Raw genomic sequence first — 20,495 nt, forward strand, 5'->3', positions numbered from 1 at the left:
CGGGGGGCCCCCCGCCGCACCCCGCCCGGGGGTGCTGAGTGAGCCAACGCTGGTCGCTTCGCGAAGTGCCTAGAGCATCGACTGGGGGAGACCGAGCGAACGATTGCTGCACTAGCCTTCGAGCGGGGAGGGGGCGAACCTCAGGAGTGAACGAGCGCGCATGGAACCCCAGTCCCTTGAGCATTCCGGTCGGTGTGAGGACTGGATTCGGCGAGATGAGGGCTACTTGCCGCGTCGATTTTCGCGAACCGTCGTCATGCTGCATCCGGGTGCGACCGCGACCGGCAATCGAGAGGTCCCGTTTGCCGCCCCGAATCCGAACAACGTGCGATGTGACGAAGAGGTCGAGCTGGCGTTTGATGCGGCACTGCTCGATGTGTTTCCGGAGTCCACGCCGTGTCGATACGCCTTGTATGGAGGGTTTGCGCGGTACCCGGAGCGTCGGAGGCTCGAGGAGCTGGGATTGCTGAGGATTTCAGGGAGGCTTGACTACTTCGTGGGAAAAGGCCCGCTGGGATCGCACCTGTTCGCGGCCACAGACGAGCTGTTCGGAGGCTTTCTTCCGCTCGCGTTCCTCTGGGCAGAGGACGAGAGCTGGTTCGTGGCTTCGCCTCCTGACCTCGACTTCACCGCGGTCGGCTGCACCGACCAACTTGCCACGCGCCTGCTTGACGACGACGCGCTTCACGCGTTCGAGTGGTCGGGCTGAGGAGCCCTCGGTGAGCGGATCCGATTCTCGGGTTCGAGAGCGGGGCATGAGCCTGTGTGGATCTTGCCCCGCCCTGTTCTGAGCGCGGGTCAGCGGCCGGCGGCGGGAGCGTCAAAGAGCCCCGCCCCGCCGCACACGCCCGTGTCGGGGAGAACGAGGTCAACGCGTTCCGCCGCCTCGCGGTCGCCAGCGATCGCTGCGACGACGCTGCGCACCTGTTCGAACCCCGTCAGAGCGAGGAACGTGGGAGCGCGGCCATAGGACTTCGCGCCCACAATGTAGAGCCCGGGGTCGGGCTGCTCGAGGTCAGTCGCACCCGTGGCCCGGATGGATCCGCAGGAGTGCAGGTTCGGGTCGACCTCCGCGGCGATCCTCGACGGTGCCTGCATACGCATGTCGAGGTCGAGCCGGACCTCTGAGAGGAACGAGAGCTCGGGGCGGAAGCCGGTCGCGACGAAGATCCGCGCAGCAGGATCCAGCCGGCGGCCGTCCTCGGCAACGAGCACCGCCTGCCCGTCTTCGATCTCGATCCGCTCGGTGCGGAATCCGGTCACGAGGTCGACGAGGCCCTCCTCGACCGCCTGCTTCGCGCGCTGGCCCAGCGCGCCGCGCTCGGGGAGCTCGTCTGCGCTACCGCCGCCGAACGTGTTGCCGATCGTGCCGCGACGCAGCACCCACGTGATCCGAGTTCCTGGCTCCCGCTTCGCCACTCGCGACAGGATCCCGATCGTCGTTGCCGCCGAGTGGCCGTTGCCGACGACCACGACGTGCCGGCCCGCCAGGGTGCTGGCGTCCTCGCTGGCGGGCATGCGGTGCTCCATGAGACCCGCCTCGATCGCGGCGCGCTCGCCGAGTGCAGGGAGCCCGTCAGCGCCGGCGGGATTGGGTGTCCGCCAGGTGCCCGATGCGTCGATCACGGCGCTCGCTTCGATCCGCTCCTCCGTGCCGTCCGCGCGCTCGATGTGCACGACGAAGGGCTGCTCGGCTCGGCCCCCGTCAACGGAGAGATCTCGGCCCCTGCGGCCGACGCCGACGACCCGCGTCCCGGAACGCACGCGGTCGCCAAGGGCGTCGGCGAGCGGTGCGAGGTACTGCTCGATCCACTGCGCGCCGGTCGGATAACCCTGCGTCGGAGCCGACCATCCGGTCGGCTCCAGCAGCCGCCGTGATGCGGCATCCGTGAGTTCCGTCCAGGGCGAGAACAGGCGCACGTGCCCCCACTCGGCAACGGCAGATGCTGCGGTAGCGCCGGACTCCAGAACGAGCGGCTCGAGTCCGCGCTCCAGGAGATGAGCGGCTGCGGCCAGTCCCTGCGGACCAGCACCAATGACGACAACGGGACTCACTGCAACCTCCATGCATTGATGTTCTTCAATATGAGACAAGGAGATTCTGTCCTTCGCATCGACAGATGTCAATACGTGGTGCAGAATGGGGTCATGCCTCATCCGCCGGTCACCCTCGACGCCGCTGCCGCGTCATGCTGCGCCCCCGGCCAGGCGATGGATGACAGTGCGGCCCGCGATCTCGCGAAGGTCTTCAAAGCGCTCGGCGATCCGACGCGGGTGAAGCTGCTGGCGATGATCATCGCCAGCAGCGCCGGCGAGATGTGCGTCTGCGACCTCACCGACCCCGTGGGTCTGTCGCAGCCGACGGTCTCCCACCACATGAAGCTGCTCGTCGCGGCGGGGCTCGTTGCTCGCGAGCAGCGCGGAAAATGGGCCTACTACCGGCCCACGACCGGTGCGCTCGCCGACGCGGTGCAGGCGCTGCTGGGCTGAGCGTCCACGCCGCTCGGGCGCCACGGGGGTGCCGCCCGTGCCACGTCAGGTGCACACGGGGTTCGCGAGCCGGGTGTGTTGACGTGAATTTTCGCGTCGTCGCAGAAAATTTGTGACATCTCCCCGAGAGAGACCGTCCTATGTGCAGAGCGTTGTTCTTCGCTCGCTGGACAGCGCGGCCGGCGGCCGTGCTTCTGCATCTTGGAGGTAGTTCTGATGGTTACGAATGATGTGAACGCAACGGGTACTCCTGAGGAAAGCGCGTCGGCGCAGCGCCGGGGAAGCTCCGCGGGCTCGTCACGAGTGGATCGCGCGCCTGCGGTCGGACACGCTTCGGCCGACGCAGAGGCGTCAGCGGGGCGGACGACCATCGCCGAGGGCGTGGTCGCGAAGGTCGCGGGGATCGCAGCTCGCGAGGTGTCCGGCGTTCACGCACTCGGCGGCGGCGGGGCTCGCGCGTTCGGCGCGATCCGTGACGCCGTGAACGCGACGGACCTCACCCAGGGCGTGAAGGTCGAGGTCGGGGAGACGCAGGCCGCGGCGGACATCACGATCGTGGTGGACTACCCGGCTCCGATCCAGGAGGTCGCCGATAACGTTCGTGCCGCGGTGACCGACGCGATCAGCCGACTCGTCGGCCTGCAGGTCGTCGAGGTGAACATCGATGTGAACGATGTCCACCTCCCGAGCGATGACGCTGACGACGATACCGAATCGCGCGTCTCATGAACTCGACGCTGACCGGGGCTCTGGTTGGCGCGGTGCTGGCGTTCGCTGCGCTGATCTTCGGGTTCTGGGGATTCCTCCTGGTTTCGCTGCTCATGGCGATCGGAGCTCTGACCGGGCGTGTGATGTCGGGTCAGCTGGACTTCCGTGCCCTCGCAAGTGCGTTCACAGGGAGGCGGACCTCGTCATGAGCCTGCTGGCCGGTGAATCCCCGAGCGCTGCGGGACCCCTCGATTCCGGTCTTCGGACGCCCGGCACGGTTCGGGTGCACGAGCGAGTCATTGACAAGGTCGTGCGGGAAGCCTCAGCGGGCGCCATCGGTGTCTCTCGGGATGACGTGAGCGTCGAGGTCGCAGAGTGGGGCGGAGGCCTGGCCGTGAGAATCGCAGCGAAGCTCCCCGCCCCGGATCTCAGCGATCTCACGGCGGTCGAGGCCGCAGTGCCGGTGATCGACCGGGTGCGCGTGCTGCAGTCCGAACTCTCGGCAGAATTCGCGAGGGTGACGGGACGGGAGATCCGCCGAGTGTCGTTCACCGTCACGGGCGCGATCATCCCCAAGCGAAAGCGGGTGAATTAGATGACGAACACCGTGCTGAAGCGCGTGGTGCGCAGAGAGACGCACTCGCCGCGCACCGTGGTGACCGTGATCGTGCTCGTGATCGTCGCCGGTGCCGCGATCCTCGCGGGTGTCGAGATCGTGCTCCATCTGCTCGGGCTCGGCCCATGGGTCATCGCGCCTGAGGCCGCGCTCACGTGGTTGCGGGAGCTGCCGGTCCAGCCGCAGGGCGTGGTCGTTGCGGGAGGGATCCTCGTCGCGATTGCCGGGGTGATCCTCGTGTGGTTCGCCATCGCCCCGGGCCGGAGGCCGAGGCACGAGCTCGGATCCTCGTCGCACGCTGTGATCGTCGACAACGGCGTACTCGCGTCGTCATTGGCGGAGCGCGTGCGGCGTGAACTGGATCTCGCCCCGGGCGCGGTCGTCGTCGGCGTCGGTCATCTCGGCGCGGATGTCACCGTGAGGCCTGAGCCCGGGCACCGGCTCGACAAGAGCGAGGTGCGTGCGGTGGCCGAGTCGGAGCTGGCCGCCTACGAAATGTCTCCCCGGGTGAAGGTACGGGCACGAGTGCTGCACGTTGAAGATGCGGAGGGCCGATCATGAACACGACGAACCGTGGAGTGAACCGAGCGATCCTCTGCGTGGTCGGCCTCCTGCTGATCGGAATCGGCGGAGCAGGAGTGCTGGCCAGGCTGTGGCCAGCAGCCGGCGAGGTCTGGACGCGCTGGTCATCGGCCGGCGTGGACTGGATGGTGCGCGCGGATCAGTCGTCGCGGGTGTCGGACTCGACCACGCTGAGCTGGTTCACACTGGCGGTGCTTGCGCTGCTGCTCCTGCTCGTGGTCATCGCGGTGATCGTCATCGCGAGGCTGGGAGGCGGACGCAGCAGCGTGGTGATCCGCGAAGAGGCGGGCAGCGGGGCGCACGGGGCGGTCACGATCCGGCATGGATTCGCCGCCGACGCGATTACCCAATCGCTTGCGTCGGATGACGCAATCCTCTCCGCGAAAGTGAGTGCCCGCAGGCTGTGGGGCACCGACGTCCTCCACGTGAGCGTTACGCCGCGGCAGAACGTCTCACCCGCGGAGGTTGCTGCGACGGTGACTGGACTCGTCGACCGTCTGGCGACTCTCCTGGGGCGTGAACTCGCGACGGTCGTCACGATCCACTCCGGGATCCGCTCGAAGCTCGCAGCGGACCAGTCCCGAGTCCACTGATCCCCGGAGTGCGGGGGAGACGAAAGGAAGAACGCGATGCGGAAGAACATATTGATCCTCGCGGTGATCGCTGGAGCCGCCTATCTCGTCGGCGTCGAATCGGCGAAAGCGCGCGGGAAGAACTATGAAGACGTGCGGCACCAGTTGGAACGCCTCTGGACGAATCCCGAGGCGAAGAAGTCGCGCAAGCGCATGGCGAAGAACGCCAAGAAGTCGCTCGAGAAGGCGCGCAAGAGCCTCCTCGGCAGCTGAACGTGAGAGCGGCACGGCGCCGCTCTTCACCCCGCTCTCAGAGCCAGAGAGCGCCGCAGAGAACGACACGAAAGGAACGCGAACGATGAGCGCTGGAGACAAGATCAAGGCCGCCGCGGACAAGATCACCGGTCAGGTGAAGGAGACGGTGGGCAAGGCCGCCGACGATGACCAGCTCGTCGCAGAGGGCCGAGCGGACCAGGCGAAGGGCACCATCAAGGAGAAGGTCGAGGACATCAAGGACATGTTCACGAAGTAGCCACCCCACCCGGGTGGGCAGGCACGCCCACCCGGGTCACCCCGTTGCACTCAATTGAAAGGAGAACCCCCGTGGGTTTCTTCAGCTTCCTCATTCTCGGGCTGCTCGCCGGCGCGATCGCCAAGCTCATCCTCCCCGGCAAGCAGGGCGGCGGCTGGTTCGTCACGCTGCTCCTCGGCATCGTCGGCGCGATGCTCGGTGGATGGCTCGGCGGCCTCATCTTCAACGTCAACCTGCAGGGTTTCTTCAACCTCTCGACCTGGCTGCTCGCGATCGGCGGCTCGATCCTGGTGTTGCTCATCTACGGCATGATCGCCGGTCGCCGTGCAGACAAGTGAGACAAGCTCACAAGATGTGGACGAACTGTGCGATACCGATGAGGATGAAGGAGGATGGGCAACCGCAAGGTCGACCAACGACCCTGGGAGGAGGCGCCCTTCCTATCAGGGGGATGAAGGATGAGCAGTGAGCCGTACCCGAGCCCATTGGAATCGGCGGGCGACCGGATCATCGTCGGACGCGCCGCAGACGGAGACACCTCCGCCTTCGCCGTGCTCGTTCGGAGGTACGCCCCGATGATGCGGGCATATGCGAGGAGGATCCTCCCCGGCAGCGCTGACGTCGACGATGTCGTCCAAGACGCGTTCATCACCGCCTGGGACCAGATCCCGAATCTGGAGGATTCGGAGAAGGTCTGCAGCTGGCTGATGCGGATCACCGGTCGAAAAGCGATTGACCGCATCCGGTCGACCCGACGCCACTCCGACCTGAGCGAGATGGAGCTTCCCGCACCGGACCGGATGGCGCCGCCCCGGCAAGTCGAAGCGCGAGCAGGGATCGCGGCGCTGAGCGACGCGATCACCCAGCTCCCCGATGCCCAGCGCGAATGCTGGGTGCTCCGAGAGCTGGGCGACTACAGCTATGAGGAGATCGCCGACGAACTGGACCTCCCGATGTCAACGGTTCGGGGTTTGCTCGCCCGTGCGCGAAAAGACATCATTGTTCGAATGGAGCAGTGGCGATGAATCACAGTGATAGCCCTGATCCGCAGACCAGCTTGACCGAGCTCGGCGATCTCGACGGACACACCATCGAAGAGCTCTCCGACTACCTCGACTCCGCACGCACCCCTGCCGACCCCTCGATCGAGGGCTCTCCCGGCTGCCGCATCGCCCTGGACGCTCTGAGCCGACTTCGCGAGCTCACCCCAGAACTCCTGGCTGCCGACCTCGCAGCGGAGGCTGCGCCCGACGAGAGCTGGGTGCAGAAGGTGCTCTCCGGCATCGCCCTGGATGCGCGCGCTGGGCGACGCATCCCCCTGAGCACCGCCAGGCCCGACGCGGATCTCGGCATCACCGAGGGCGCTGTCCGGGGAGCGATCAGGGCCGCGGAGCGCACCGTGCCCGGCGTCGTGTTCGGCACCTGCCGCTTCGACGGAGACGTCACGATCCCGGGGGAGCCGGTGCGTGTTCGCGTCGAAGTCAGCGTCCCCTACGGGCAGCCGATCCCAGATCTCGTCGACCGCCTCCGCGAGGAGATCCGCACTCGCCTCCTGGCGCACACAGCATTGGCCGTGACCGGCATCGACATCACGGTGCAAGACATCCAGCAGTTCCAGAACCGGACGGAAGGACACCGATGACCGAGCCGACGGATCGGACTCTGGCCGCGGACATTGAAGCGGCCGTGCGAGAGGTGCCGGGCGTCGCCTCGGTCTTCCGGGCAGGCGGACGGATCTCCCAGGCGGTTGACGCCGGTGCCCAGCTCCTCGGAGTCCAGCAGGAGGATGGCTCGCTCATCCGCTGGGAGCACAGCCCGAGCGAGGGCTCGCGTGTCGAGGTCGCGATCGGCGTGCAGAACGCGCCGGGCGCCGCTGACACCAGTGATCGAGTGCACGCAGCCATCGCCGAGCTGTGCGCTGATCGCGGGTATCCCTCGGTGAAGCTCCACCTCACCGTCGTGCACATCGACGAAGGCCCTCCGGCGCCTGAGCGGAGCGATCGCTCGTCCTGAGAGGAGCGAACGCTCGTCCTGAGGTGCGCTCGGTGCGCCGCGGGCGGTGCGCCGCGGTCGGCGCGTCGCGGTCGGTGCGTCGCGGTCACGTGTTCATTCGGCGGAATGGACTCCAGTGCAGACGGTGCGGCTGTGGGAACTCCTGCGAGAGACGAATCGTCCGTGACCCCTTGCGCGTTGAGGACGTGGGCGCAGGAGTCCCCACCTGTGCCAGAGACCTCAATTGGGCCGTCCAGCGTCAGTGTGTGAGATATGGGCGGGTGGCGCTCGCGGCAGCGCGTGACACCACTGCGGGCTGACTGCTCGGCGAGGTCGACGATGATCGTCGACCTGAGCACCTGAGGGTAAAGAAAAAGGCTCCCACCGCCGAAGCGATGGAAGCCAGTGTTGCAGTGCCCCCGGAGGGATTCGAACCCCCGACCTACGGTACCGGAAACCGGCGCTCTATCCCCTGAGCTACGGAGGCGAGCATGTGCAACCCCACCAGCCTAGCGCACAACGCGGCGCCCGCGCGCACGCGCCGCGACCGGGGCGTGCCGCGCTCGGGACTAGAATGAGTCCTTGTGACGCCACAAGAACTCTCCTCCGCCCTTGCCCGCATCGTGACCGACCTCGTGGGGGCCCGCGGCCTCGACCTCGTGGTCACCGATTCCGATACGCAGGTGGAGCGACCCAAGAACCGTGACCACGGGGATTGGGCCTCGAACGTGGCCATGAAGTTCGCGAAGCGCCTCGGGACGAACCCGCGCGAGTTCGCCCAGGAGGTAGCCACGGCCGCGGAGTCGATCGACGGCGTGGCGAAGGCCGAGGTCGCCGGTCCCGGCTTCATCAACCTCACCCTCGACGCCGCGAGCGCGGGCGAGACGGCCCGTCGTGTCGTCGAGCAGGGCGAGAACTACGGCCGCAGCGACGTGCTCGCCGGTCAGCGGATCAACCTCGAGTTCGTGTCGGCCAACCCGACGGGCCCGCTCCACATGGGGCACACGCGCTGGGCGGCGCTCGGCGATTCGACGGCGCGCGTGCTGCGTGCGGCCGGCGCCGAGGTGACGAACGAGTACTACATCAACGACGCCGGCGCGCAGATGAACAAGTTCGGCCGATCGGTGCTCGCCGCCGCACTCGGTGAGGACGCGCCCGAGGACGCGTACCCGGGGGAGTACATCCAGTCGCTCGGCGCCCGCGTGCGCGAGCAGATCCCGGGTCTCGCCGAGCTCGCCGCAAGCGACCGTGACGCGGCGCTCGAGCAGGCGCAGGAGCTCGCCTACCAGCTGCAGCTCGCGGAGATCAAGGACTCGCTGGAGCGCTTCAATGTGCACTTCGACGTGTTCTTCTCGGAGCGCACGCTCCACGCCGACGGCGAGGACGGCGAGCCCAGCCGGATCGCCGCCGCGATCGATCGCCTCCGCGAGCAGGGGCACGTCTACGAGGAAGACGATGCGATCTGGGTGCGCACCACCGCATTCGGCGACGACAAGGACCGTGTCTTCACGCGCGGCAACGGCGTCTACACCTACTTCGCCGCCGATGCTGCGTACTACCTCGACAAGATGGATCGCGGTTTCACCGAGAAGATCTACCTGCTCGGCGCCGACCACCACGGCTACATCGGTCGCCTCACCGCGATCGCCGGCGCCGCGGGCGACGACATCGAGACGAGCATCACGGTGCTCATCGGTCAGCTCGTCAACCTGAACGGCGCGCGCCTGTCGAAGCGCGCGGGCAACATCATCGAGCTCGACGATCTGCTCGAGTGGCTGGGCACGGATGCGCTCCGCTACTGGCTCGCACGCTACCCGGCGGACTCGCCGCTCGCGCTCGACGGCGAGAAGCTCCGCAGCCGCTCGAACGACAACCCGGTCTTCTACGTGCAGTACGCGCACGCGCGCACCTGCGCCGTCGATCGGAACGCCGCGGCTGCCGGGCTGGATCGCAGCGCGTTCGCCCCCGAGCTGCTCACGCACGAGACGGAGACGGAACTGCTCGGCAAGCTGCAGCAGTACCCCGGCATCGTCGCGGGCGCCGCGGAGCTCCGCGAGCCGCACCGCATCGCGCGCTTCCTCGAGGAGTTCGCCGCAGCGTTCCACCGCTGGTACGACAACTGCCGCGTGCTGCCCATGGGGGACGAGCCGATCACCGATCTGCACCGCACCCGCCTGTGGCTGAACGATGCCGCGGGTCAGGTGCTCCGCAACGGCCTCGACCTCATCGGCGTGAGCGCGCCCGAGCGCCTCTAGCCGGGAATCGCTAGGCTCGGACCATACATCGATCCGAGGGGGCACGCGCATGGCGAAGGGCACGTCCAGCTGGTGGAAGAAGCTGTTGGGCGTGCTCATCGCGCTCGCAGTGCTCGCGGGGGCCGCTGAGTTCGGCTTCCGCATGTTCCTCCCGGGGCTGATCGAGGGCGCGGTGCGCTCACAGCTGGGGCTCTCGGGGGATCACCCTGTCGACGTGGAGCTCGGGGGATCCGCGCTGCTCCATGCCGTGCAGGGCGGCGTCGGCGACGTGACGGTCTCCGTCCCGGCGGCGCCGCTCACCGACGGGATCGTGGCCGACGCTGAAGTGCACGCGGGCCTCGTGCCCTTCAACCCGCTCACGGGGGAGATCCGCGACGGATCGCTGCGCTTCACGGTGCCGCAGGACCAGATCGGGCCGGTCGTGTCCCTGCTCACGAAGGGTGTGGCGACCACGGGCGAGGTGCGCGACGGCGATCTGCTGGTCGGGCGCTCGATCCCGTTCCTCGGGCAGGAGATCCCGCTCACCATCGCGCTCGGCGTGGGTGTTGCCAACGGCGACGTGGTGCTCACCCCGAAGCAGGTGAGCGCGGCGGGCCTTGACCTCACGTCCGAGCAGATCGCGCAGGCGACGGGAACGCTGCTGGATCCGGTGCTGCGTCCTGAGCCGATCTGCGTGCGGGATCAGCTGCCCGCCGGGGTCACGCTGACCGGGGTGGAGTTCTCGAGCACGGGATCGATTACGGTGTCGGCGGACCTGGCGCCGACGGCGGTGTCGGATCCGAAGCTCCGCGCCAAGGGCGTCTGCGGCTAGCGGACTCGCGTCGGCATAGCTCCCGGGGTGCCCGCGCTCGCCGCGCCCCGAGACTCTCGGCGCCCCCAATTTCTCGGCGCCACCAATTTCTCGGAGAAATCCGAGATCTCGGAGTTTTGGGTGGGGGAGGCTCCGAGCGATCTGATTTCTCCGAGAAATCGGAGGGTGGCTCGCGCGCCACGTCCCTCCCACGCGATCCGCACACGCCCAATTTCTCGGAGAAATCCGAGATCTCGGAGTTTTGGGCGGGGGAGGCTCCGAGCGATCTGATTTCTCCGAGATATCGGAGGGTGGAGCGGGCAATCCGCACCCCGCGCGCAAGCCGCCCACCGCGCGCAGCCCGGCGACCCCTCCCTACGCGCCCGCGGCGCGCAGCGCCAGCCAGGCCGCTGCGCGATCGTCGGCGCGGTCGAGGAAGAGCCCGGTCAGCTCCTCGATCCGCCGGATCCGGGAGACGAGCGTCTGCCGGTGGATCCCGAGCCGTTCGGCGCTCGCCCGATGCGCGCCGAGCTCCGCGAGGAACACGCGCAGCGTCTCGGTGAGCTCGCCGTGCGCGCCCGCGCCGTCGCGGAGCGGATCCAGCACGCTCGCAATCTCCCGCCCGGCGAGCTGGTCGAGTGCGGAGAACACGAGCCCCACGGTGGGGAGCGCGCCGAACTCCACGGTCGGCACCGCGTCCTCGAATGCGGCGTCGAGCGCCTGCTTGGCCTGCACCGCGCTGCGCGCGAGCGCGTCCACGGGGGCCGGTGAGCCGACGCCCAGGTGGAGGCGGCTGCCCGCCACGGGGGAGAAGCCCTGCACGCGGGCGAGAATCTCGGGCGTCAGTTCGGGGCGCATGAAGCCGCGCACGCGGCCGTGCCCCGCGGCGAAGACGTGCTCGGCGCCGAGCTCGTCGAACCAGCGGCGCAGCAGCCGCTCGGCGTCGATCGTGCGCGTCTTGGCGCCCAGTTCGAACGCGGTGAGCGTCGAATCGTGCACGCCCCAGCGGTGCAGCAAGCGGGGCGCCTCGGGGCCGCCAGCGAGCAGGATGTCGAGCAGTGCTCCGCGGCCGAGGTGCTCGGTGAGCGAGGGGTCGTGCGTGCGGAGGAGGAGGTCGAAGAGCGCGGCGGCGAGCGAGGCGAGGTCGCGCGCGTGGCTCGTGCGGCTCGAGCGCGTGGCCACGACGAGGCGGCCCGCGAGATCCCGGTCCGATCCGACCTGGTGCAACTGCAGACCGTGGTGGCGCACGCGCACGGGGCGTCCGGTCGCGACCGCGATCGCGTCAGAGACGTGCAGTCGGCCGGCCCCGGCGCTCGCGATGAGCTGGCCCTGCGGGTCGAGGAGCACCGCCCAGCCATCGATGCGGTGCGCGAGCTCGGCGATCACCGCGGTGATGCCGCCGCGTCGCGCGACCTGGGTGAGCACGTTCATCCCCGCGGTGACCAGGCGGTCCGCCGCGGCCCGATCTTCCGCGATGATCGTGGTGAGTGTGGAATGGAGTGCCACGTCCGCGAGCTCGGTGCCGAGGATCGCGGTCATCCCGTGGCGGGCGAGCGCCGCCGCGAGTTCGGGATCGCTGCTCGGGGTCACGTACACCGCGCCGAGCAGCGCCTCGCGGGCGGCCCCACCGGCGTCGAGTCGCGCGACAAGATCCTGATCAGGCCCGGTTATGAGCGTGGCGTAGTTCGGGTTCCCCACGACCACGTACGCGTGCAGCGCGGTCACGCCATCGACGGGTGTGCGCTCATCGAGACGCTGTGGGACGCAGTGTCCGCCGACCGCGCGAACCACGGCGGAGAGATCGAGTGCCATGCCGGGAGTGTACCAAGTGACGATCCATGATCCCGAGATTCGACAGTTGGCTCAGTGACAGTGCGGTGCGCCGGTCCGTACGATCGCCTGAGTCGTCCTCGCGGGGCGCCGCACCCCGGTCGCCCGCGAGCCGCATGAAACGAACAACGAAGGAGTTTTCCTGATGAAGGCTGTGGTGTTCCGCGATCCGGAGACCCGCGTCGAGGTCGTCGACGTCGACCTCTCTGCCCCGAAGGCGGGGGAGGTGCGCGTCAAGATCGCCGCCGCCGGCGTCTGCCACTCGGACCTGCACGTGAAGCGCGGGGAGTGGGACGCTCCCGCCCCCATGGTGATGGGCCATGAGGGCTCGGGCGTCGTCGTCGAGCTCGGCGAGGGCGTCACGTCGCTCGCCGTCGGCGATCACGTCGTGCTGAGCTGGGTGCCGCCGTGCGGTGAGTGCCGGTACTGCCTGCAGGGCCACGAGGCGCGCTGCCAGAAGGTCGCGACCGTCGTCGCGCCGCAGGGCGTGCTCTTCGACGGCACCTCGCGCCTGAGCAACGGCGAGGAGCCGCTGCACCACTACCTCGGCGTCTCGTCGTTCGCCGAGGAGGCGATCGTCCCCGCGTCGGGCGCCATCAAGGTCCGCGATGACGCGCCCCTCGACGTCATCGCCGTCGTCGGCTGTGCAGTCGCCACGGGCGTGGGCGCCGTGCTCAACACGGCCGCCGTCGAGCCTGGAGCCACCGTCGCGGTGATCGGCTGCGGCGGCGTCGGCCTCAACGTCGTGCAGGGCGCCAAGCTCGCCGGCGCGGAGCGGATCATCGCGATCGACGTCGTCCCCGAGAAGACCACCATGGCGCTCCAGTTCGGCGCGACCGACCGGATCGACGCCTCCGAGCGCGACGCGGTCGAGCAGCTCTTCGAGCTCATGCCCGACGGCGTGGACTACGTCTTCGACGCGATCGGCCGCACCTCCACGACGGAGCAGGCGATCCAGATGCTCGGCCTCGGCGGCGCAGCCGTGATCGTCGGCCTGCCCCCGACGGGCGCGAAGGCCTCGTTCGAGCCGCTCGTGCTCGCGGAGGCGGATCAGCGCATCCTCGGCTCGAACTACGGTTCGGTGCGCCCCTCGATCGACATCCCCGCGCTCGTCGACCGCTACATGGACGGCCAGCTGAAGCTCGATCCGCTGATCTCGGGGCGCCGCTCGCTCGACGACGCGGCCGAAGCCCTCGACGACCTCGAAGCCGGCGGCGTTCTGCGCACGCTGCTCATTCCGTAAGACACTCACAGGAGAGAACATGTCTCAAGTTACCGACCGCAAGGTCGACGCCGGACTCCGCGAAGGAGTGATGTCCGGCCCCGAGCTCGCCGCTCAGGCGATCGCGAGCATCGCGCCCAGCGCGGTTATCGCCTTCACCGCCGCCTCGATCTTCCTCGGGGCGGGCAACGGCACGATGTTCGCGTTCGTGCTCGCCACGATCGTGATCCTCTGCGTGGGCTACATCGTCTCGATGTTCGCCCGCCGTCACGCCTCCGCCGGCTCGCTCTACACCTACGTATCGAAGGGCCTCGGCCCCACGGGCGCATTCGCCGCCGGCGTCGCGCTGCTCATCGGGTCCTGGGGCATCGCCGCGGGCTCCCTCGGCGGCGCCGTCGCCTACATGTCCGACCTGCTGCAGATCTTCGGAATCTCGGAGGCCGGCAGTACGGGGTGGCTCATCGGCCTCGCGATCGTGATCGGCGGCCTGGCCACCTTCTTCACGATCCGCGGGATCCGGATCTCGGCGCGCGTCTCGCTCGTCCTCGAGCTCCTGTCGGTGTTCATCATTCTCGTGCTGCTCATCACGGCGCTCATCTGGCTCGGGCCCGACGCGTGGGATCCCGCCCAGTTCTCGTTCGAGGGTGTGCCCTTCCAGGGCGTCGCCGCGGGCATGGTGCTCGGTATCCTCGGCTTCGTCGGCTTCTCCTCGGCCGACGCGCTCGGCCGTGAGGCGCGCAACCCGCACACCGCGATCCCGCGCGCCATTATGTGGAGCGCCGTCACGGTCGGCGTGCTCTACGTCTTCGCCGCCTACACGCAGATCGCCGTGCTCGGCGACGACCTCGGCAAGGTCGCGAGCCCGCTCCAGGCGATCAACGACCGGATCGGGATGCCCGGCTGGTTCGCGCCCGTGCTCGTCTTCGGCGTGGCCGCGTCGTTCTTCGCCGTGGTCGTGGCCCCGCTCAACGTGGTCGGCCGCATCCTCTACGTGATGGGCAAGGAGGGCGTGGTGCCCGAGCGCTTCGGCCGCACCCACGAGACCCACCTCACCCCGCACCGCGTGCTGCTCATCGCGGGCCCCGCGGCGATCGTGCTCGACGTGATCCTGCTCCTCATGGGGACGGCGCCGATGGACATCACCGTCTGGGTGGACACCTACGGTACCTATGGCTACATGGTGGCCTACGCGCTCGTGGCGATCGCCGGTGTCGTATACACGACCCGCGAGGGCATGAAGAACGGCATGATCTGGTTGTGCGCGGTCGTGGCCGTCGTGGCAATGGCGTACGTGTTCTTCGCGAACGTCTACCCCGTGCCCGTGTTCCCGATCAACGTGATCCCGTACCTCTTCGCAGCGACCATGCTGCTCGCGTTCCTCCGCTTCTGGTGGCTGAAGGCGAACCGTCCCGAGGTGCTCGCCCGGGTGGGCAACACGCACACCGAGATGATGGAGGGCGTGGGCTAAGCGGCCCGGCCTGCTCTCGCCCGCGGGTGCGCCGTGCGGTGCACCCACGGGCGAGAGGCCTCCGAAACAGGCGGAGAAATCGCGAATATCGGAGGGAGTCCCAGGATTCCCTCCGATATTTGCGATTTCTCCGAGAAAGCGGAGCGCGGCGCGGGAAGCTGTGTGTAGCCTTTGAGGTCCTCGCGGGCGCGGCTATCCTGAGCCCAAGCGAACGAAGGAGTTCATCAGCATGCCTCAGCGTCAGCGCGTCGTCATCGTCGGCGGCGGTCTCATCGGTCTCTGCTCCGCGCTCACGCTCAGCGCCGCCGGTCACCGGGTGACGATCATTGAGCGCGAACACCTCGGCGCGGGAGCCGCCACCGGCAACGCCGGCGAGCTCACGCCTCAGCAGGTCGCCCCGCTCGCCTCGCCGAACACGGTGCGGGACATCTTCGCGGGCCTGTTCACGCGCTCCTCCTACCTGTCGATCGCGTTCTCGCAGCTGCCGCGCCTCGCGGGGTTCGGGATCGGGTTCCTCCGGGCGGCAGGGGGTGCACGGGCGGCGCGCGGAGAGGCAGCGCTCGCGCAGTTCGCGGGTGAACTGCTGCCCGCACTCCACCGCTTCGCTGCGGTCGGCGCCGACATCTCGGGCGGCGGATCCGGCTACCTCATGACCTGCTCGGACGAGAACGAGCTCGCCGCCGCGCACCGCCGCTACACGGAACGCGCGGCGCGCGGCTGGGGGGAGGCGCCCGAGCCCGTGCTCCGGGGAGACGCGCTCCACGCGCAGGAGCCGAGCCTCGACCCGCGGGTCTCCGGCGGTTTCCTGCTCCCCGGCGAGTTCTCGCTCGACCCCGTGACGTTCGTCGCGAGCCTGGTCGGGCTGGTCGAGGCGGCCGGGGTCGAGGTGCGCACGGGGCTCACCGCCCGCCGGCTCGGCGCGGGCGCGAGCGTCGTCTGCACCGAGACGGGCGGGGCCGCCGACGGCGCCGCCACTCATGGCGCCGCCACTCACGGGGCCGCCGATGGCGCCGAGACCACGATCTCGGGCGACCGCGTCGTCATCGCCGCCGGCGCCTGGACCACCCCGATCCTGCGCCGCTCCGGGATCCGCTCCGCGCCCGTCGTCTCGGGCAAGGGGTACAGCTACACGGTGCCGGTCGAGCGGATGCCGCGTACGCTCATCCACTCGATGGATCGCCACTGCGTGGTCATCCCGATGCACGATCGCCTGCGCATCGTGGGGATGATGGAGTTCGACGGCCGCCCCGAGCAGCCGAACCGCGACCGCTTCGATGTGCTCACCCGCGCCGCGAGCGGGCTCCTCGCCGGAGCCGACTGGGCCGGCCGCACCGACGAGTGGGTGGGCGCGCGCCCCATGACCGCCGACGGCCTGCCGCTCCTCGGCCCCGTCGAGGGGCGGCCCGAGGTCATCGTGGCAGCGGGGCACAACATGCACGGGCTCTCGCTCGGCCCGATTACGGGCGAGGTGGTCGCGCAGCTCGTGGCGGGGGAGCGGCCCGCGCTCGGCGGCCGGACGCTCGACCTCGCCCCCTTCGCGGTGCGCCGCTGACGGACGGCCGTAACACTCCCGTTTCCGCATGTGCGGCACGCTAAGCTAAACGGGTCCGTTCTGAGCTCCGGCTCCGTTCGCACGGCTTCAGGGGCCAATCCGGGTCCGCTCGCCACTGGTCGCCCGTTGCGGCCCGCGAGCGTCGACGACACGATTCACACCCAGGAGCACACCATGACCCAGGCGACCCGCACGGACACGCCCAACGCGATCGACCCCCGCGTCTTCCCGCCGACCGCGCGCCGCGGCCGCAGCTGCGGCGAACTCAAGCTGGGCGGCATCCGCGCGACCGAGCTGACCGCCGAGTTCGGCTCCCCGCTCTACGTCGTCGACGAGGACGCTGCGCGCGCCCGCGCCGTCGAGGTGCGCAGCGCGCTCCAGACCGAGGCCGAGCGCGTGGGCACTACCGCGACGGTCTACTACGCGACGAAGGCGTTCCTCTGCGTCGAGGTCGCCCGGTGGATGGCCGAGGAGGGCCTCGCGATCGATGTGGCCAGCGGGGGAGAGCTCGCGGTTGCGCTCGCCGCAGGCGTCGATCCCGCGCGGATCGGGTTCCACGGCAACAATAAGTCCGAGCGGGAGATCGAGCGCGCGGTCGCCGCCGGCGTCGGCACGATCATCCTCGACAGCGAGTTCGAGACCGAGCGGGTCGCCCGCGCGGCCGCGCGCGCCGGGGTGCGCCAGCGCGTGCGCCTCCGCGTGAACAGCGGCGTCCACGCCTCGACCCACGATTTCCTCGCGACCTCGCACGAGGATCAGAAGTTCGGCCAGCCGCTCAGCGAGGCCCCGCGCCTGCTGCGCGACATCCTCCGCTTCGACACGCTCGACTTCGTCGGGCTCCACTGCCACATCGGCTCGCAGATCTTCGCGACCGACGGCTTCCGCGAGTCCGCGCGGCGCCTGCTCGGCGCATACCCCGAGCTCGCCGTGATCGCGGGCCGGCCGATCCCCGAACTCAACCTCGGTGGCGGCTTCGGCATCGCCTACACGAGCGCGGCCGCCGACGAGGCCCCCGACGTGGCCGACGTGGCCCGGGAGCTCGCGGACATCGTCGCGGAGACCGCGCGCGAGTGCGACGTGCCCCTGCCGCACCTCGCCTTCGAGCCCGGCCGCTCGATCATCGGCCAGTCGGGCGTGACGCTCTACACGGTCGGCACGACGAAGGCCGTGCAGCTCGCGGGCAGCGACGCCGCAGCCGATCCCGCCGATCTCGGCTACGCCGAGCGCCTCTACGTGAGCGTCGACGGCGGCATGAGCGACAACGCGCGCCCGGCGCTGTACGGAGCCGACTACCAGGTGCGCATCGCGAACCGCGAGAGCGACGCGGATCCCGCGCTCGTGCGCGTGGTGGGGAAGCACTGCGAGTCCGGCGACATCGTCGTGCAGCGCGACGTGCTCCCCGGCGACGTGCAGCCCGGCGACACCCTCGCCGTCGCCGCGACGGGCGCCTACTGCTGGTCGCTCTCGAGCAACTACAACTACGTCCCCCGCCCGCCGGTCGTCGCGCTGCAGGGCGGCTCCGCCCGCCTCATCGTGCGCGGCGAGACCGAGGACGAGCTGCTCGCCATGAGCGTGAGCCGCACCACGAACGACACCCCCCGATCGAACGGAGCAACCAAGTGAACGGATACCGTGACCTGCGCGTCGCGCTGCTGGGCTGCGGCTCAGTCGGCGCCCAGACGGCCCGCCTGATCCTCGAGCACGGCGATGAGCTGGCTGCGCGGATCGGCGCGCGACTGACGCTCGCCGGGATCGCCGTCCGCGACGTGAACGCCCGGCGCGACGTCGAGCTGCCCCAGGAGCTCTTCACCACCGACGCCGAGCGCCTGGTGCAGGGCGCCGACATCGTGATCGAGCTGATGGGCGGGATCGAGCCCGCGAAGACGCTCATCATGCAGGCGCTGCAGGGCGGCGCCGATGTCGTCACCGCGAACAAGGCGCTCATCGCGGCCCACGGCCGCGAGCTCTCCGACGCCGCCGAGCAGGTCGGCGCGCAGCTCTCGTACGAGGCGGCCGTGGCCGCGGCGATCCCGATCCTCCGCCCGCTCCGCGAGAGCCTCGCGGGCGATCACATCACGCGCGTGCTCGGCATCGTGAACGGCTCGACGAACTACATTCTCGACCGCATGGACCGCTTCGGCGACAGCTCGGAGGACGCGATGCGCGTTGCGAGCGAGCTCGGCTACCTCGAGGCGGATCCCACGCTCGATGTCGAGGGCTACGACGCCGCGCAGAAGGCGACGATCCTCGCGAGCATCGCCTTCCACACCGAGGTCCCCGTCGAGTCGGTGCACCGCGAGGGCATTGCGAACATCACGCTCGCGCAGATCGAGGCCGCGAAACACGCGGGCTACGTCATCAAACTGCTCGCCATCGCGGAGCGGATCACGGCGAGCGACGGCGTCGACGGCGTCTCGGCGCGCGTCTACCCGGCGCTCATCCGCCGCGACCACCCGCTCGCCGCGGTGCACGGCGGCAAGAACGCCGTCTTCGTCGAGGCTGAGGCCGCGGGCGAGCTCATGTTCTACGGCGCGGGCGCCGGTGGCGCGGAGACCGCGTCGGCCGTGCTCGGCGATCTCGTCTCGGCCGCGCGCCGGCACGTCGTCGGCGGCCCCGGCATCCCGGGCTCGCTCCACGCGGAGCTGCCGCTCCTCCCCGTCGGCGAGGTGCGCACCGCCTACCAGGTCATGCTCGAGGTCCGCGACCAGCCCGGCGTGCTCGCCGGCATCGCGGGGATCCTCGCGCAGCACGGCGTCTCCGCGGCGAGCGTCGAGCAGACCGGCGTCGAGGGCCAGGACGACCGCGCCGCGCTCGTCATCGGCACCCACGTCGCGCGCGAGGCCGATCTCGCCGCCATGGTCGAGGCGCTCCGCGGCTCCGACATGGTGCTCGACGTCACGAGCGTGCTGCGTCTGGAGGGTAACGCATGAGCGGCGCAGCGCAGCGCGCCGTCCGCGTCCGCGTCCCCGCGACGAGCGCCAACCTCGGCCCCGGCTTCGACACGCTCGGGATCGCGCTCGCCTACGGTGACGAGCTGACCGCCGTCACCCGCAGCGCCCCCGGCGCTCTCGTGCACGTCACGGGCGTCGGCGAGGGCGAGGTGCCCACCGACGAGACGAACCTCGTGGTCCGCTCCGCGGCGCACGTCTTCGAGCGGCTCGGGCGCCCGATGCCCGGTCTCGAGCTGACCGCCCACAACCGCATCCCGCACGGCCGCGGCATGGGATCCTCCGGCTCCGCGATCGTCGCGGGCGTGATGATCGCCGCGGGCCTCCTCGCGAGCGACCCCGAGGCGCCGATCGACCTCTCCGAGGAGCAGCTGCTCGCCTTCGCGACCGAGCTCGAGGGACACCCGGACAACGTGGCTCCCGCGCTCTTCGGCGGCCTCACGATCGCGTGGTCTACCGAGCACGGCCCCAAGTTCAAGCGCCTCATGGTGCACCGCGGGGTCGCCCCGCTCGTGCTCGTGCCGAGCTTCACGATGTCGACGGAGCTTGCCCGCAGCCTGCAGCCGAAGCAGGTGCCGCACGAGGACGCCGTGTTCAACGTGTCCCGCTCGGCACTCCTCATCGCGGCGCTCACGCAGAGCCCCGAGCTGCTCATGGAGGCAACGCAGGACCGCCTCCACCAGGACTACCGCGGCGAGGCGATGCCCGCGACGCGCGACCTGATCCGCGAGCTGCGCGAGGCGGGATTCCCCGCGGTCGTCTCCGGGGCGGGGCCCTCGATCCTCGTGCTCGCGGGCGGCCCGGCCGAGCGTCTCGCCGCGGCGGATCTCGTCGAGCAGCGGCACCCGGATTGGCGCGTGCTGCTCCTGGCAGTCGACACGAAGGGTGCTACAGTGGAGTCGATCCCCGCGTAGCCGCGCTCTCCATTGCGAGCGGTT

General features: G+C 69.7%; 23 protein-coding genes and 1 tRNA gene. 21 read left to right on the forward strand and 3 right to left on the reverse strand.

The window, feature by feature from the left end; genetic code table 11:
- Positions 1-160: 160 nt before the first annotated feature.
- Entirely contained in the window at positions 161-709 is a 549-nt protein-coding gene (locus tag U874_RS0107535) for a hypothetical protein (RefSeq protein WP_157834231.1), read from the forward strand.
- Between the two features lie 89 nt (positions 710-798).
- Here U874_RS0107535 and U874_RS0107540 read toward each other — a convergent pair whose 3' ends face one another.
- On the reverse strand, positions 799-2,067 hold the full coding sequence (locus U874_RS0107540; protein ID WP_025133930.1) for an NAD(P)-binding domain-containing protein: 1,269 nt from the start codon (positions 2,065-2,067) through the stop codon (positions 799-801).
- A gap of 81 nt (positions 2,068-2,148) precedes the next feature.
- On the opposite strand from U874_RS0107540, the gene U874_RS0107545 reads away from it, so the two are divergent.
- The 12 genes from U874_RS0107545 (at position 2,149) to U874_RS0107600 (ending at position 7,513) form a co-directional block, all read left to right on the forward strand.
- Positions 2,149-2,490 (forward strand): metalloregulator ArsR/SmtB family transcription factor, encoded by a 342-nt coding sequence (locus tag U874_RS0107545; protein ID WP_025133931.1) that lies wholly within the window; start codon positions 2,149-2,151, stop codon positions 2,488-2,490.
- Positions 2,491-2,706: 216 nt separating this feature from the next.
- The gene (locus U874_RS0107550) at positions 2,707-3,219 is read left to right on the forward strand and encodes an Asp23/Gls24 family envelope stress response protein (protein WP_025133932.1); all 513 of its coding nucleotides are present in this window, start codon (positions 2,707-2,709) and stop codon (positions 3,217-3,219) included.
- Positions 3,216-3,407 carry a DUF2273 domain-containing protein gene (locus U874_RS0107555; protein WP_025133933.1) on the forward strand — a complete coding sequence of 64 codons (192 nt, stop codon included), beginning with the start codon at positions 3,216-3,218 and terminating at the stop codon, positions 3,405-3,407. The genes U874_RS0107550 and U874_RS0107555 overlap by 4 nt, the downstream gene beginning before the upstream one ends.
- 185 nt (positions 3,408-3,592) lie before the next feature.
- Positions 3,593-3,793 (forward strand): hypothetical protein, encoded by a 201-nt coding sequence (locus tag U874_RS15785; RefSeq protein ID WP_232755886.1) that lies wholly within the window; start codon positions 3,593-3,595, stop codon positions 3,791-3,793.
- The gene (locus U874_RS0107565) at positions 3,794-4,375 is read left to right on the forward strand and encodes a DUF2065 domain-containing protein (protein WP_025133935.1); all 582 of its coding nucleotides are present in this window, start codon (positions 3,794-3,796) and stop codon (positions 4,373-4,375) included.
- A complete protein-coding gene (locus U874_RS0107570; protein ID WP_025133936.1) occupies positions 4,372-4,989 on the forward strand; it encodes a hypothetical protein in 618 nt (205 codons plus the stop codon). The genes U874_RS0107565 and U874_RS0107570 overlap by 4 nt, the downstream gene beginning before the upstream one ends.
- A 36-nt stretch (positions 4,990-5,025) precedes the next feature.
- Positions 5,026-5,241 (forward strand): hypothetical protein, encoded by a 216-nt coding sequence (locus U874_RS0107575; RefSeq protein ID WP_025133937.1) that lies wholly within the window; start codon positions 5,026-5,028, stop codon positions 5,239-5,241.
- Between the two features lie 85 nt (positions 5,242-5,326).
- On the forward strand, positions 5,327-5,500 hold the full coding sequence (locus tag U874_RS0107580) for a CsbD family protein (protein WP_025133938.1): 174 nt from the start codon (positions 5,327-5,329) through the stop codon (positions 5,498-5,500).
- A 71-nt stretch (positions 5,501-5,571) separates the two neighbouring features.
- Entirely contained in the window at positions 5,572-5,838 is a 267-nt protein-coding gene (locus U874_RS0107585) for a GlsB/YeaQ/YmgE family stress response membrane protein (protein ID WP_025133939.1), read from the forward strand.
- A 120-nt stretch (positions 5,839-5,958) separates the two neighbouring features.
- Positions 5,959-6,525 (forward strand): RNA polymerase sigma factor, encoded by a 567-nt coding sequence (locus tag U874_RS0107590; RefSeq protein WP_025133940.1) that lies wholly within the window; start codon positions 5,959-5,961, stop codon positions 6,523-6,525.
- Positions 6,522-7,142, forward strand: coding sequence for an Asp23/Gls24 family envelope stress response protein (locus tag U874_RS0107595; protein WP_025133941.1), 621 nt, complete (start codon positions 6,522-6,524; stop codon positions 7,140-7,142). The genes U874_RS0107590 and U874_RS0107595 overlap by 4 nt, the downstream gene beginning before the upstream one ends.
- Positions 7,139-7,513 (forward strand): hypothetical protein, encoded by a 375-nt coding sequence (locus U874_RS0107600; protein WP_025133942.1) that lies wholly within the window; start codon positions 7,139-7,141, stop codon positions 7,511-7,513. Before U874_RS0107595 ends, U874_RS0107600 begins: the two co-directional genes overlap by 4 nt.
- Positions 7,514-7,906: 393 nt before the next feature.
- Here U874_RS0107600 and U874_RS0107605 read toward each other — a convergent pair.
- Positions 7,907-7,979, reverse strand: a tRNA-Arg gene (locus U874_RS0107605).
- A 97-nt stretch (positions 7,980-8,076) separates the two neighbouring features.
- Between U874_RS0107605 and argS the strand changes: the two genes are divergently transcribed.
- Together argS and U874_RS0107615 are read left to right on the forward strand one after the other, a co-directional pair.
- Positions 8,077-9,747, forward strand: coding sequence for an arginine--tRNA ligase (gene argS / locus U874_RS0107610; protein ID WP_025133943.1), 1,671 nt, complete (start codon positions 8,077-8,079; stop codon positions 9,745-9,747).
- A 49-nt stretch (positions 9,748-9,796) separates the two neighbouring features.
- Positions 9,797-10,558, forward strand: coding sequence for a DUF2993 domain-containing protein (locus tag U874_RS0107615; protein ID WP_025133944.1), 762 nt, complete (start codon positions 9,797-9,799; stop codon positions 10,556-10,558).
- Positions 10,559-10,912: 354 nt separating this feature from the next.
- Here U874_RS0107615 and U874_RS0107620 read toward each other — a convergent pair whose 3' ends face one another.
- On the reverse strand, positions 10,913-12,349 hold the full coding sequence (locus U874_RS0107620; RefSeq protein ID WP_025133945.1) for a CdaR family transcriptional regulator: 1,437 nt from the start codon (positions 12,347-12,349) through the stop codon (positions 10,913-10,915).
- A gap of 163 nt (positions 12,350-12,512) precedes the next feature.
- Here U874_RS0107620 and U874_RS0107625 point away from each other — a divergent pair, with 163 nt between their 5' ends.
- The 6 genes from U874_RS0107625 to thrB all read left to right on the forward strand — a co-directional run bounded on the left by U874_RS0107625 (position 12,513) and on the right by thrB (position 20,471).
- Positions 12,513-13,610 carry an alcohol dehydrogenase catalytic domain-containing protein gene (locus tag U874_RS0107625; RefSeq protein WP_025133946.1) on the forward strand — a complete coding sequence of 366 codons (1,098 nt, stop codon included), beginning with the start codon at positions 12,513-12,515 and terminating at the stop codon, positions 13,608-13,610.
- Positions 13,611-13,629: 19 nt separating this feature from the next.
- Complete coding sequence (locus tag U874_RS0107630) at positions 13,630-15,057, forward strand: APC family permease (RefSeq protein WP_025133947.1); 1,428 nt, start codon at positions 13,630-13,632, stop codon at positions 15,055-15,057.
- A gap of 229 nt (positions 15,058-15,286) precedes the next feature.
- A complete protein-coding gene (locus U874_RS0107635) occupies positions 15,287-16,609 on the forward strand; it encodes an FAD-binding oxidoreductase (RefSeq protein ID WP_025133948.1) in 1,323 nt (440 codons plus the stop codon).
- Positions 16,610-16,783: 174 nt separating this feature from the next.
- Entirely contained in the window at positions 16,784-18,232 is a 1,449-nt protein-coding gene (lysA, locus tag U874_RS0107640; RefSeq protein ID WP_025133949.1) for a diaminopimelate decarboxylase, read from the forward strand.
- Complete coding sequence (locus U874_RS0107645) at positions 18,229-19,539, forward strand: homoserine dehydrogenase (RefSeq protein WP_025133950.1); 1,311 nt, start codon at positions 18,229-18,231, stop codon at positions 19,537-19,539. The genes lysA and U874_RS0107645 overlap by 4 nt, the downstream gene beginning before the upstream one ends.
- On the forward strand, positions 19,536-20,471 hold the full coding sequence (gene thrB, locus U874_RS0107650; protein WP_025133951.1) for a homoserine kinase: 936 nt from the start codon (positions 19,536-19,538) through the stop codon (positions 20,469-20,471). The genes U874_RS0107645 and thrB overlap by 4 nt, the downstream gene beginning before the upstream one ends.
- The last annotated feature ends 24 nt before the right edge of the window (positions 20,472-20,495 follow it).

Source organism: Leucobacter sp. PH1c, assembly GCF_000633415.1.
GTDB lineage: Bacteria > Actinomycetota > Actinomycetes > Actinomycetales > Microbacteriaceae > Leucobacter.

Coding starts and splice junctions, on each gene's coding strand:
- U874_RS0107555 (WP_025133933.1), top strand. CDS start 3,216: ATGAACTCGACGCTGACCGGGGCTCTGGTTGGCGCGGTGCTGGCGTTC.
- U874_RS0107540 (WP_025133930.1), bottom strand. CDS start 2,067: ATGGAGGTTGCAGTGAGTCCCGTTGTCGTCATTGGTGCTGGTCCGCAG.
- U874_RS0107550 (WP_025133932.1), top strand. CDS start 2,707: ATGGTTACGAATGATGTGAACGCAACGGGTACTCCTGAGGAAAGCGCG.
- U874_RS0107570 (WP_025133936.1), top strand. CDS start 4,372: ATGAACACGACGAACCGTGGAGTGAACCGAGCGATCCTCTGCGTGGTC.
- thrB (WP_025133951.1), top strand. CDS start 19,536: ATGAGCGGCGCAGCGCAGCGCGCCGTCCGCGTCCGCGTCCCCGCGACG.
- U874_RS0107600 (WP_025133942.1), top strand. CDS start 7,139: ATGACCGAGCCGACGGATCGGACTCTGGCCGCGGACATTGAAGCGGCC.
- U874_RS0107535 (WP_157834231.1), top strand. CDS start 161: ATGGAACCCCAGTCCCTTGAGCATTCCGGTCGGTGTGAGGACTGGATT.
- U874_RS0107575 (WP_025133937.1), top strand. CDS start 5,026: ATGCGGAAGAACATATTGATCCTCGCGGTGATCGCTGGAGCCGCCTAT.
- U874_RS0107635 (WP_025133948.1), top strand. CDS start 15,287: ATGCCTCAGCGTCAGCGCGTCGTCATCGTCGGCGGCGGTCTCATCGGT.
- lysA (WP_025133949.1), top strand. CDS start 16,784: ATGACCCAGGCGACCCGCACGGACACGCCCAACGCGATCGACCCCCGC.
- U874_RS0107565 (WP_025133935.1), top strand. CDS start 3,794: ATGACGAACACCGTGCTGAAGCGCGTGGTGCGCAGAGAGACGCACTCG.
- U874_RS0107620 (WP_025133945.1), bottom strand. CDS start 12,349: ATGGCACTCGATCTCTCCGCCGTGGTTCGCGCGGTCGGCGGACACTGC.
- U874_RS0107615 (WP_025133944.1), top strand. CDS start 9,797: ATGGCGAAGGGCACGTCCAGCTGGTGGAAGAAGCTGTTGGGCGTGCTC.
- U874_RS0107630 (WP_025133947.1), top strand. CDS start 13,630: ATGTCTCAAGTTACCGACCGCAAGGTCGACGCCGGACTCCGCGAAGGA.
- U874_RS0107590 (WP_025133940.1), top strand. CDS start 5,959: ATGAGCAGTGAGCCGTACCCGAGCCCATTGGAATCGGCGGGCGACCGG.
- U874_RS0107595 (WP_025133941.1), top strand. CDS start 6,522: ATGAATCACAGTGATAGCCCTGATCCGCAGACCAGCTTGACCGAGCTC.
- U874_RS0107545 (WP_025133931.1), top strand. CDS start 2,149: ATGCCTCATCCGCCGGTCACCCTCGACGCCGCTGCCGCGTCATGCTGC.
- U874_RS0107625 (WP_025133946.1), top strand. CDS start 12,513: ATGAAGGCTGTGGTGTTCCGCGATCCGGAGACCCGCGTCGAGGTCGTC.
- U874_RS0107580 (WP_025133938.1), top strand. CDS start 5,327: ATGAGCGCTGGAGACAAGATCAAGGCCGCCGCGGACAAGATCACCGGT.